6 protein-coding genes are annotated in these 12,742 nt (G+C 71.2%); 2 read left to right on the top strand and 4 right to left on the bottom strand.

Annotation, left to right across the window (positions count from 1 at the left end):
* Positions 1-3: 3 nt before the first annotated feature.
* The 3 genes from ACFC8N_RS32445 to ACFC8N_RS32435 all read right to left on the bottom strand — a co-directional run bounded on the left by ACFC8N_RS32445 (position 4) and on the right by ACFC8N_RS32435 (position 3,846).
* Complete coding sequence (locus tag ACFC8N_RS32445; protein ID WP_376292044.1) at positions 4-1,380, bottom strand: glycoside hydrolase family 43 protein; 1,377 nt, start codon at positions 1,378-1,380, stop codon at positions 4-6.
* Positions 1,381-1,497: 117 nt separating this feature from the next.
* Positions 1,498-2,715: a glycosyltransferase gene (locus ACFC8N_RS32440; RefSeq protein WP_376292041.1), complete on the bottom strand. Its 1,218-nt coding sequence runs from the start codon at positions 2,713-2,715 to the stop codon at positions 1,498-1,500.
* A gap of 93 nt (positions 2,716-2,808) precedes the next feature.
* Positions 2,809-3,846 (bottom strand): NlpC/P60 family protein, encoded by a 1,038-nt coding sequence (locus tag ACFC8N_RS32435; protein WP_376292039.1) that lies wholly within the window; start codon positions 3,844-3,846, stop codon positions 2,809-2,811.
* Positions 3,847-4,073: 227 nt separating this feature from the next.
* Between ACFC8N_RS32435 and ACFC8N_RS32430 the strand changes: the two genes are divergently transcribed.
* On the top strand, positions 4,074-6,011 hold the full coding sequence (locus ACFC8N_RS32430) for an ABC transporter ATP-binding protein (RefSeq protein ID WP_376292036.1): 1,938 nt from the start codon (positions 4,074-4,076) through the stop codon (positions 6,009-6,011).
* A gap of 28 nt (positions 6,012-6,039) precedes the next feature.
* On the opposite strand, the gene ACFC8N_RS32425 is transcribed toward ACFC8N_RS32430, so the two are convergent.
* Complete coding sequence (locus ACFC8N_RS32425; RefSeq protein ID WP_376292034.1) at positions 6,040-9,141, bottom strand: amino acid adenylation domain-containing protein; 3,102 nt, start codon at positions 9,139-9,141, stop codon at positions 6,040-6,042.
* Between the two features lie 309 nt (positions 9,142-9,450).
* Between ACFC8N_RS32425 and ACFC8N_RS32420 the strand changes: the two genes are divergently transcribed.
* On the top strand, positions 9,451-12,742 hold a 3,292-nt coding region (locus ACFC8N_RS32420), incomplete at its 3' end, for a beta-ketoacyl synthase N-terminal-like domain-containing protein (RefSeq protein WP_376292031.1).

Below are 12,742 nucleotides of genomic sequence, written 5' to 3'. Positions count from 1 at the left end.
GGCTCAGTACCCGACCCGAAAGGTCGCGTCCTGCTGGTCCTCGGCCGTGGAGATCGGGTCGATGCGCAGGACGTAGTCGAAGTGGCGGATGTGGCGGGTCGGGTTGTTGTACGACCGGAACGAGGCCCAGCTCGCGTCCGCCAAGCCCGGTGTGCGGTAGAAGGTCGCGTCCCCGGCGAACGTGGACGTGCCGTCGCCGACGTCGAGTCGGAGCTGGTAGTCGTAGTGGCGCAGGTAGCGCGTCGGGTAGTTGACCGACTGGAAGGAGACGCCTGCCGGGTCCGCGAGACCGGGGACCAGCCTCCACTCCGAGTCGAGATACGGGTCGATGGGGTAGGCGTCGATGCGGCCCACGAAGTCGGAGTGACGGACGTAACGGTCCGGGTGGTTGTACGACTTGAGGCGGTTCCACTGCGGAGTGCCCCAGTACGCCAGGAGCTTGGCGTACTCGGCCGAGGTGATCGCGCGGATGCCGCAGTGCTTGGAGTTGACCGGCTGGGTGTAGGTCTTCTGGTCGCGTGCGGTCCACGTGCCCGTGGACAGGTCACCGGACTGCCAGACGTAGAAGACGCCGTTGGGGGTGTAGGTGTCCCCGTAGAGGTACCAGGTGCTGGAAGTGGGGGACTTGACCAGTTCCGGTGCCTCGGTGCCGCCGTGCGCGACGGCCGTGCCGAACTCCGTGAAGCTCCCCGGGGCGAGGGACGTGGAGCGGGCGCCCACCAGCGTCTGGTTCTTCTTGAAGTAGAGGTAGTTGACGCCGCCCACGCCGACCGCCATGTCGCCGTCGATGACGTCGTAGCCCGGGTCGAAGAAGACCTGGGGTGCGGAGGCGGTCAGGAAGTCGGTGGTGTAGTTCACCATGATGACGTTGTGGCCGCTGGCGTCGACGGCCGAGTAGATCACCGCGTACTGGCCCCGGCTCGCGTCCCAGAACGCCTCCGGCGCCCAGGCGTGGGTGTTCATGTCGTGCAGCTTCAGCCGGTGGTAGCCGGTGAAGGTGCACAGGTCGGTCGAGTACCAGACGTGGATGTACTGGCTGACGTAATTCCAGTCGGTGCCCTTCAGGTCGGTGGCGAGGACGACGAACGTGCCGTCCTGCCTGCGCAGGACGAACGGGTCGCGCAGGCCGAGGTCGCCCTCGGTGGGCGTGACGACGGGGTTGTTCTGGTTCAGCGGTGTCCATTCCAGCGCGTCCTGGCTGACGGCCAGGTGGAGGCCGTAGTCCGTGCCGTCGCCGAGGCTGGTCGACTCGGTGAAGTAGCACATCACGTACGCCGGGTCGGCCGCCTGCGCGGCTGTGGCGCCGAGGCTCAGCGCACCGGTCACGGCCAGGGGCGTGGCGGCCGTGAGGCCGAGGAACTGACGGCGGGAGGTGGCCATGCGTGCTCCAGGAGGGGTGCGGGCCCTTGAGGACGAACAACAGTCATGATCGGTATATCGAACGTGGTTCGGTAGGTCGCTCAGAACGTAAGGCGTGGCCATGTTCGCGTCAATAACTCAGGCGAGTTTCCTCAGGTCGTCGACGGCGTTCTCGATCTCCGGCAGTGCCAGCATGGCCAGCCGGGCCTCGCGGGTCCGGGCGCGGATGTGCGCGTCGGTCAGCGTCTCGCGTACGGCCGCGGCGATGCCGTCCGGCGTGCTGTCGTCGACCGTGCGGCCGAGCCCGAGCTCCTGCACCCGGCGCGCGTTGGCCAACTGGTCGCCGAACTGCGGCAGTACCGCCATGGGGGTGGCCGTGCGCAGCGACTCGCGGACGCTGTTGAAGCCGCCGTGGGTGAGGAACGCGTCGACGCACTCCAGCAGCAGGGGCTGCGGCACCCGGTCGGTGACGCGCACATGCGCGGGCAGCCCCTCGGTGTCCGCCGGGAGGCCGGAGGCGGCGACGACGACGGTGCACTCCTCCAGCCGCTCGGCCGCCCCGATCATCGACCGCAGCGTCACCACCGGGTCGGGCAGCGGGACCGGCGGCTGCTCCTGAGCGGGGGCGGCGGCCGTCTGCTGCCGGATCATCGGGAGCGCGGTGCCGAGCGCGGCGAACACCAGGGGGCGGTCGGTGGGCAGTTCCGCGATCCACCGCGGCAGGACCGAGTGGCGGTCCACGGCAACGGTCTGCCGGTACGCCCGCGACGGGGGCAGGTGCCGGGCGAACGAGAAGGCCGCCGGTACGTAGTCGATGCGCCCGTGGGGGACGATCGACAGCGGGTCCTCCTGGGCGGGCAGCCCCTGTTCCCGCCGTACGGCGTTGAGGCGGGGCAGCACCTGGGCGGGGTCGACGGCGTTCCCGGCGCCCGACGGGGTGGGCAACTGCGGGATGCTGAGATGTTCCGCGATCAGGCAGGAGCCGAGGTCCATGCCGTCACGCAGGATCAGCTCGGGGCGGAACTCCCGTGCCACCGGCAGGATCCGCTCCAGGAGACTCCTGGCCATCGGCCCGGACATCGCCAGGAGCAGGGCCCGCTCCAGCAGATCCTGCCGCGCCTCTCCTTCCGGACCGCTCTGGGACGCCGACGCGAGCACGTCCGCCGTGATGAAGGACCCCACGGAGAACTCGCCGACACAGGTGCTCACCCGGACGTCGTCCTGTGCGAACAGCGGGACGAGGGACGGAGCGGTGGCCACGAGCACGTCGTGGCCGGCCGCCGCGAGCGCCCGGGCCAGGGGCAACTGGGCGCGGCCGTGGGAGGGACTACCGAGCGTGGTGAACAGGACCCGCACGACAAACCTTTCTGTGCTGGCACAGAAGGTAAGCCGACGAAAGCCGGGCAGCGGGGATGTGACGCACACTCAGCGCGCCGCCGGGCGGCCCGCTCAGACGCGGACGCCGAACATGAACGGTCCGCCGATGGTGTCCATCGACTCGTACCGGACGACCGTGCCGGTCCGGGGGGCGTGCAGGATCTGGCCGTTGCCCGCGTACAGGCCCACGTGGTGCAGGTCGTTGAAGAAGAAGACCAGATCGCCGACCTGGAGCTGGCCACGGGTGAGGCGGGTGCCGGCGCCGGTCTGGGCCTCGGAGGTGCGTGGCAGGGAGACGCCGGCCTGCGCGTAGGCCCACGAGGTCAGGCCGGAGCAGTCGTAGGAGGCGGTGCCGGTGGCGCCGTAGACGTACGGCTTGCCGAGCTGGCTCTGGGCGGCTGCGAAGGCGGCGGAGGCGCGGCCGGAGGCGGAGCCGGCGTCGCCGAGGTCCACGCGCTGGGTGGCGGAGCGGTCGGCCCGCGCCTGCTCGGTGGCGAGCGCGGCCTTCTCCTTGGCGGTCAGCGTGTTGAGCAGCTTCTGTGCCGCCGCGAGCTTGCTCTGGACTTCCTTCTTCTTGCCGCCCAGCTCGGTGCGGGTGGCGGCGAGGTCCCTGAGCTTCTCGGTGGCCTCGGCGCGCTCCTGGGTGAGTTCGCGCTGTCTGTCCTGGATCTTCTTCAGGGCCTCGACCTGCTGGCCGCTCAACTGGTCGAGCGTGGAGGCCTTGTCGAGGAAGTCGTCCGGGTCGGAGGACAGGAAGAGCTGGACCGAGGGGTCGATGCCGCCGGAGCGGTACTGGGCCGTGGCCAGCGAACCCAGGCCGTCGCGCAGCTTGTTGAGATCCTGCTGGCCTCGCGCGACACCGTCCTGGAGGGTGGAGATCTCCTTCTGCAGCTTCTGCTGCTTCTCCTTGGCCCCGTTGTACTTCTCGGTGGCCTGTTCCGCCTGCTCGTAGAGCTTGTCGACCTTCGCCTTGACCTCGTCCTTGCCGAGCTTCTCGCGCGGCGCGGCATCGGCGGCGTTCGCACTGAGCGCGACGGCAGCGGCGGCCGCGGTGGTCAGCACGGTCACACGGGTGCGGCTCGGCTGCTTGGGTCGACGATGGGACGCCACAGGGGTGAGCTCCTTCGGCCTTGAGTGATCACCTGAGCGAGGACTGGAGCATGACCTTAATGACTTTCCCATGGAGAGATCAAATGTTTGCATGAAGGATCTTGCCTGATGGGCACGTCGCCACGCCGCGCGGTTCACGAGTTCGAGTGGATCTTGCGCCCGCGCCATTCCCGGGAAGTCCGATATGGCGCACTCTGGGTGCCCAACTCCCCGGCGGAAGGACCGACTTGAGCACAGGCAGTGATTCTGACGAACCCGCCTCCGACGAACCCTCCTCCGACAAACCGGCCGAGGAACTCCGGTTCGAGTCACCTCGGCTCACCGTCCTGCGCCGCCACCCCGTCACCACGTGGGGGATGGCCCGGCGGCTGCCGTACCTCATGCGCCGCGCCCTGGCTCTCGCCTGGAAGATCGACCGGCGGGCCGTCGTCTCCCTGCTCACCTGCCAGGGACTCTCTGCCGGTCTGGAAGCGTTCGGCCTGGTCGCCACGACCAGCACCATCACCGCGCTGGTCGCCTCCGGGCACATCCAGGACCGGCTCACCAGCGCCGTCCCGGCCATCACCGCCCTCGCCGTCGCGGCCGGCGCCCGGGCGCTCCTCGCCATCGCCATCACGAACCTGTCCTGGCGGCTTTCCCCGCGGATCTCCCGCGAAGCCGAGCTGGAGATGCTGAACGCGGCCGTGGCGGCCGAGCTGACCGCCTACGACCAGCCGGGCTTCAACGACAGGTGGGACAACGCCGACCGGGGCGCCGAACTCGCCCAGGACCTGATCACCCAGTCCCAGCAGCTCATGGCCTGCCTCGCCTCCATCATCGCCGCCGCCGGCGTGCTGACCGCCCTGCACCCGGTCCTCCTCCCGCTGCTCCTCCTGGCCGTCCTCCCGCAAGGGCTCGCCAGCATGAAGAGCGCCCAGGTCACCTACGAGGCCAGCCGTGCCATGTCGTCCGAGCGGCGCATCCTCGCCCTCCTGCGCTGGTACATCGTGGACAAGGAGACCGCCGACCAGGTCCGGGCCGGCACCATGGCCCCCTTCCTCCTCGGCCTGTACCGGAAGATCGGCGCCCGCGTGGACACCATCACCGACCACGCCATCAACCGGGGAGGCCGCTTCCAGTTCCTCGGCGCCCTCGCGGGCGGCGTCGGCTCCCTCGTCGTCTGGAGCGCGCTCGCGGCACTCCTCGCGACCGGCCACATGTCCGTGGCCTCCGCCGGAACCGCGGTGTTCGCCCTGCGCACCGTCGGCTCGTCCCTGCGCGGCCTCGTCGGCTACGGCACCCAGCTCTTCCGCACCGGCCTGTACTTCGACGACTGGGTCGACTTCATCGAGGAAGCCGGCGGCCACCGCATGAACCGCGGAACCCGCTCTCCCGCCTCCCCGGACACCGTCAGGACGGAGAAGCTCACCTACGTCTACCCCGGCGCCGACAAGCCCGCACTGGACGGCGTCACCCTGGAGGTCCGCCGCGGCGAAGTCCTCGCCCTGGTCGGCGAGAACGGATCCGGCAAGACCACCCTGTCCAAACTCCTGTCCGGCCTGTACCTGCCCACCCGCGGCCGCGTCACCTGGGACGGCCGCGACACCGGCGAGTTCGACCCCCACGCCCTGTGGCAGCAGACCGCGGTCGTCCCCCAGGACTTCGCGCACTGGCCGCTCACGGCCCGTGAGAACATCACCCTCGGGCAGCCCCACGGCGGCGACCGGACCGTCCACCAGGCCGCGGAACGCGCCGGAGCCCACGAAGTCGTCGACACCCTCCGTAGCGGCCTCGACACCCTGCTCGCGCGTGAATGGTTCGGCGGCGTCGAGCTCTCCGGCGGACAGTGGCAGCGCATCGCCATCGCCCGCGCCTTCCACCGCCGAGCCGGACTCCTGGTCATGGACGAACCGACCAGCGCCCTCGACGCCCGCGCCGAACACCGGATCTTCACCGGCCTGCGCGAAGTCGCCGAGGACCGCGCCGTCGTCCTCGTGACACACCGGCTCGCCAACGTGGCCATCGCCGACAGGATCGTCGTCCTGGACCACGGCCGGATCATCCAGACCGGAACCTTCGAAGAACTCACCACGACACCGGGCCTGTTCCGCGAGCTCTGGCTCCTTCAGAACGACCGCGCCATCCCCGCCCAACGCGCCGACACGGAGAAGGAGCAGTCGGCATGACCGCGACAGCCTTGCCCGCCGCTGCGGATCAGGGGCGCTCAGCCGCGTTCGGCGACGACGTCACCTTCCGGCACAGGGCGACCACCTGATCCAGCGTCGGCTCTCCCACGATCCGCGCCAGCTCCGCCATGAAGGCTTCCTCTCCCTCGGCGTCCAGCACGGACCTGCACACCCCGGCGATCATGGTGAGCAGGGACAGCGAGTCCCCGCCCAGCCGGTGGAAGTCCGAGCGGCCCTCCAGCCGGGAGCGCTCCACCCCGAGGGTGCGTGCCCACACCTCGGCCACCGCCTCCTCCATCGGGTCGAGGGGCCCCTGCGGAGCCGCGACCGCGTCCGCATCGGCCCCCGGAGCCTCCCCGAAGGCGTCCGGAAGGGCCTTCGTGTCGACCTTGCCGCTCACCGTGTAGGGGAGTTCGGACAACGCCGTGATCGCCGCGGGAACCATGTACCGAGGCAGACGCTCCGTGGCGTACGCCGTCAACTCCTCCGTCAGGGAGTCCCGTTCCTCCGCCGCGAGGCCGGTGACCACGTACGCGTACAACGCCTTCGACGTACTCCCCGGCCGGGCCTTGGCGATCACCACCGCCCGCGTCACCTCGGGATGGTCCTCCAGTGTCCGTGCCACCTCGGCCGGCTCGACCCGGTGGCCTCGCACCTTCACCTGGTCGTCGATGCGCCCGACGAACTCCAGGCTGCCCGAGGGCATCACGCGGGCGAGGTCACCGGTCCGGTAGACCCGGCTGCCGTCGGCGAGACGGACGAAGCGTTCACGGTCCAGATCGGGACGGCCCAGGTATCCACGGGCCAGTTGCACGCCGCCCAGGTACATCTCGCCGACCTCCCCGGGTGCCACGAAACGGCGCCCCGCGTCCAGCAGATGCACACGGGTGTTGTCGCCCGGCAGCCCGATCGGTACGGCGATGCCCGTGTCGTCGCCGGCCCTGAAGGTGTGGGTGGTGCAGCCGATCGTCGCCTCGGTGGGACCGTAGAGATTGATGATCCGGCACTGCGGCCCGAACATCTCCTGGGCCCGCGCGGCGACTTCCACCCGCAGTTGCTCACCGACCACGACCACGCTGCGGTACCCGGCCGGCGCGATGTCGAGCTGTCCGATGAGGTCCAGATGGGACGGTGTCAGATTGAGCATGGTGGCACCGGAGGTCTGCAGCAACTGCCGCAGCGACAGATGGCTCGGTTCCTGCGGCATCAGGACGACCTCACCGCCCGCCAGCAGCGGCAGGAAGACCGAGGTGCCCGTGACGTCGAACGACGGAGAGGTGACCAACGGCAACCGGGTGTCCGCGGCCACCCCGAACTCCCGCGTGGCCCACTCGACATAGTGCGTCAGGCTGCCGTGCTCGATCTGTACACCCTTGGGCCGGCCGGTGGAGCCGGAGGTGTAGATCACGTAGGCCAGGTCGTCCGGGGACACCTCGACGTCCACGAACGGCGGTTCGTCGCCGTCCTCCGGACCGGCAGGCGCCGCCAGCTCGCCGAGCGCCAGCCGCTCACAGCCCTCCGGTACGACCGCCCGCTGCCCGTGGGCCTCCTGCACCAGGCAGTACGCCGCCCCCGCATCCGACAACAGGCCGGCCAACCGTGCGTCCGGATGCTGCGCGTCCAGCGGCAGATAGCAGGCACCCGCCCGCAGGACTCCCCACACGCCCGCCACCAGCGCCGCCGAACGATCCGCGAGCAGCCCCACCACCGTCCCGGGACCCACGCCGCGGTCCCGCAGCGCCCTGGCCACCGCGTCGGCCCGCCGGCTCAACTCGCGGTAATTCACCGGCCCTTCGGGACCGCTCAGCGCGACACGGTCCGGCGTGCGCCGCACCTGCTCGCGGAAGCGCCGCACCACCGAGGCGCTCGACACCAGCTCGCGCGCGGTGTCGTTACCCGCCCACACCCGGTTCGCCCGGGGCGACAGGGCCTCCTCGACCACGTCCAGCAGCGCCCCCGCGCGCTCCGCGACACCGGGCCCGTCCTGCCATGTCAGGGTCACCTCGGTCCGGCCACCGCTCTCGACCATGTCGATCGAGGGCGGTGCCCCGGGGCCCGTACCGCCCAGCGCGTACAGGGCGGTCGCCGTGAAGTCGTCCGCGTCGAAGGAGGCGAGGTCGTAGGTGCCCAGATGCGTGATGTGGGACAGCGCGGAGTACCGGTTCTTCCGCACCGCGGTCCGGTCGACCGCCGAGGTGAACATCCGGATCAGCGGCAGCGGGGTCTTCAGCATCTTCGGGTCGGTGCGCACCGCCAGCTCCGCGCCGTCGGCGAGCGCCTTGAGGGCGCGTCCGTGCACCTCCTGCCAGCTGTCCCCGGCATCGACGGGCAGCACGAACGCCTGTGACAGCCAGGCCGTCGAGCGGATCCCGGGTGCGTGCCGGCGCAGGTCGACGGGGACCATGAAGCGGCCGTTGCCGTCCGGGCCGTACGCCGCGGCCACCGCCGCGGCCACCTTCGCCGTCGCCGCCGGGTGGCTTCCGTCGACCGACCGCCGACGCCAGATGATTCCGGACGGCCTGCGCGGCAACGGGCCCAGCGGCGAGGACCAGAGCAGTTCACCGACGTTCCGGGGGACCGGCGGCGGTCCGCCGGGCAGGTCCAGGTCTTCGAGGAACTCGTCCCTGCTCAGGGTGGACGGCGCACCCAACGGCTCCGAGCCGCGCAGGACCCGGAACACGTCCTCGATCCACAGCATCAGCCCACGGGCGTCCGTGACGCCGTGCGAGGCCCGGAAGACGACGGTGACGGACGCCTCCGCGCAGTCCGGACCCTGCGTGCCGACCGGGAAGACGAGCACCTCGAACGTGGACCCCGGACTGCGCAGTACGTCCCGCAGCGCCGGCGCGTCCAGCAGCCGTGCGTCGAACGAGCCCGCCTCCATGACCCGGACACGCGGCGGAACACCGCTGTCGACGAGGTGGCGGCCGTCACGCACCAGTCTGGTACCGGGACTGGCCTCCGAGGCACGGGCCACGGCGTCGGCCAGCCGCCGCTCGTCCATCGTCCCCGCGCCCTCCACCACGAACTGGACCATGTTGGAGTGACGGGGCGCCATGCCCGCGTAGAGCCACTCGCCGGCGGACATCGCCCTGCGGTAGCCGTGCTGTTGTCGAGAGATAGGACTCATTTTGGCCTCCGGACCGGGTCCACCGTGGAGCCGGGCCCGCGTATTTTCGGCCGCCGGGGACTGGGGGTCCTCCTAGGAGTTGACGGGAACCGACACACCGGTTTCACCGTCGCTTCGTCCGGGAACGGGGCCGGGCCGAGGACGCCCGTACGCGGCGCCGCAGTACTAGGCAAACCCCTAACGAGGTCGTGGCGATACTGACGCTGCGATTCCATGCTGCGGCGTGTTGAAGGCCCGTGCGCGGCACGACCGTTCGGCTCGTCGGCGGCACCACACTTCCGTTCCCCACGCGATTGGAAACCGAGAGGCGTGAGCGTCACGTTGCGTACTGACCTGATCCGGCCGCTGCATGAGCTGCTCACCCACCATGCCCGTCGCTCCCCGGAGAAGACCGCGTTCCGGGACGCACGGCGCTCCGTGACGTACGGGGAACTGGAACGACGCACGCGCCGACTCGCCGGACACCTGGCGGACCTGGGCGTCCGGCGCGGCGACCGGGTACTGCTGCGCATGCACAACAACGTCGAGATGGTGGAGAGTTACGTCGCCGTCGCCCGCGCCGGTGCCGTCGGCGTCCCCGTCAACCCGCAGTCCACGGACGCCGAACTCGCCCACCACATCGACGACAGCGGCGCCGTCCTGGTCGTCACCGCGGCCGCCGGGGCGGAGCAGGTCCTCAGGATCGCCCGGCGCGGCGAGGCGGTCGGCGTCGTCGTGGCCGGAACCGGCCGGGCGCCCGGCGGGCTCCCGGACTTCGACACCCTCGCCACCACCGAGCCGGACAGCGCGGCGCGCGACGACCTCGGTCTCGACGAACCGGCCTGGATGCTCTACACCTCGGGCACCACGGGCCGTCCCAAGGGGGTGGTGTCGACCCAGCGGGCCTCGCTGTGGGCGACCGCGGTGTGCAACGCGCCCATTCTCGGCATGACCGCCGACAGCCGGGTGCTGTGGCCGATGCCGCTGTTCCACGCGGTGTCGCACAACATCGGCGTGCTGGGCGTACTGGCCGTCGGCGCCACGGCACACATCATGCAGGGCGCGGCACCCGACGAGATCCTGACCGCCGCACGCGAGGACCGCTCCACCTTCCTGGTCGCCGTGCCGACGCTGTTCCACCGCATGGTGGACGTGGCCCGGGAGAGCGGCACGGGCCGTCTGCCGGACCTCCGCGTGTGCATGGTGGCCGGCTCCGCCTGCCCGGCGTCGCTCCACGAGGCCTTCGAGACCACCTTCGGCATCCGGCTCCTGGACAGCTACGGCAGCACCGAGACCGGCGGAGCGATCACCACGCACGCCCCCGGCGGACCTCATGTCCCGGGCTCCTGCGGGCTGCCGCTGCCCGGACTCGGCCTGCGCCTGACGCACCCCCGCACGGGCGAAGAGGCCGTCGGCGGCGAGGAGGGCGAGGTGTGGGTCAACAGCCCGGCCCTCATGCTCGGCTACCACAACCAGCCCGAGGAGACCGCGGAGGTGCTCCAGGACGGCTGGTACCGCACCGGTGATCTCGCCCGCCGGGACCCGGCCGGCTACCTCACCATCACCGGGCGGGTCAAGGAACTCATCATCCGAGGCGGGGAGAACATCCACCCCCGGGAGGTCGAGGAGGTCCTGGTCCGGGTGCCCGGCGTGGCCGACGCCGCCGTGGCCGGTCGGGCGCACGACGTCCTCGGCGAGGTCCCGGTCGCCTATCTCGTACCGGGCCCCGAAGGCATCGACCCGCGCACCCTCCTGGAGACCTGCCGCCGGGAGCTCTCCTACTTCAAGGTGCCCGACACGTTCCACACGGTCGCGGAGATCCCGCGCAACGCGGCGGGGAAGACCGCCCGCGCACGACTGGCCGAGCTGCCCGCCACGCTGCTCACCGTGAACCCCTCGGTGGGCCTGAGGCCGGACGCCCAGGCGCCCGCCGACGCGGACACGACGGAATCCGGTGCGGCCGCGCCGCTCGTGGACGTCGCGCTGCCGACCGGGAGCAGGGCGCTGCTCGACCTGGTGCGCTCCGCCGTGGCCGAGGTCCTCGGATTTGGCTCCGCCCAGGAGGTGGACCCGGACCGGGCCCTGCACGAACTCGGCTTCACCTCGCTGGCCGCGGTGGCCCTGCGCGACCGCCTGTCCGCCGCGACCGGCCGCACTCTGTCGGCCGCCCTCGCCTACGACCACCCGACGGTGAGCGCGCTGGCCGCCCATCTGGCGGGCGAACTGCTCGACACCGCACCCCCGGTGGACGACGCGGCGCCGGTACGCCACGACCCGGACGAGCCGGTGGCCATCGTCGCGATGGGCTGCCGATACCCCGCGGGCGCGCACTCTCCCGGGCAGCTGTGGGACCTGCTCATGGCCGAGACGGACGCCGTCGGCCCGCTGCCGACGGAGCGCGGCTGGGACCTCGACCGGCTCCTGGACCAGGAAACCGGCGGCGCCGGCACGTCGTCCGCGCGTCAGGGGGCGTTCCTGGAGGACGTGAGCCGGTTCGACGCCGCGTTCTTCGGGATCTCGCCGCGTGAGGCGCTGGCGATGGATCCGCAGCAGCGGCTGCTGCTGGAGACCGCCTGGGAGACCTTCGAACGCGCGGGCATCGCGCCGTCCTCCCTCAAGGGCAGCCGGACCGGCGTCTTCGCCGGAGTCATGCACGGCGGCTACGGGCCCGGACTCTACGAGCGCGCGCCCGAGAACCTGGAGGGATACCTCGGCAACGGAGCCGCCGCCAGCATCGCCTCCGGGCGCATCGCGTACGCGCTCGGCCTCGAAGGACCGGCCATCACGCTGGACACGGCGTGCTCGTCCTCCCTGGTCGCCCTGCACCTGGCCGCGCAGTCGCTGCGCCAGGGCGAGTGCACGCTGGCCCTGGCCGGCGGGGCGACGGTCATGTCGACGCCCGCCGCACTCGTCGAGTTCAGCCGGCAGGGCGCCCTGTCCGCCGACGGCCGCTGCAAGGCGTACGCGGCCGCCGCCAACGGCACCGGATTCTCGGAGGGCGTGGGACTTCTGCTGCTGGAGCGGCTGTCGGACGCGCGACGCAACGGCCATCCGGTGCTGGCGGTGATCCGCGGTTCGGCGATCAACCAGGACGGCGCGTCCAACGGTCTGACGGCGCCGAACGGCCTGGCGCAGCAGCGCGTCATTCGCACGGCCCTCGGCAGCGCGGGCCTGAGCCCCGACGACGTCGACGCCGTCGAGGGCCACGGCACCGGCACCACCCTCGGCGACCCCATCGAAGCACGGGCACTGCTGGCCACATACGGGCAAGGACGTTCGGCCGACCGGCCGTTGTGGCTGGGATCGGTGAAGTCCAACATCGGTCATACGCAGGCCGCCGCGGGTGTGGCGGGCGTCATCAAGATGGTGCAGGCGATGCGTCACGGCGTGCTGCCGCGCACCCTCCACGTCGACGCGCCGTCCCCGCACGTCGACTGGACCACCGGAGAGATACGACTGCTGACGGAGACGCGGTCCTGGCCGGACACCGGACGCCCCCGTCGGGCGGGCGTGTCCTCCTTCGGCGCCAGCGGGACGAATGCGCATGTGATCGTGGAGGAGGCGCCGGGGGGTTCGGTGTCGGGTGCCGAGGGTGCTGTGGGTGTGGTGGGTGGGGCTGGTG

This window comes from Streptomyces sp. NPDC055966, assembly GCF_042269865.1.
Taxonomy (GTDB): Bacteria; Actinomycetota; Actinomycetes; order Streptomycetales; family Streptomycetaceae; genus Streptomyces.
This window is presented reverse-complemented; position numbering and strand designations above follow the sequence as displayed.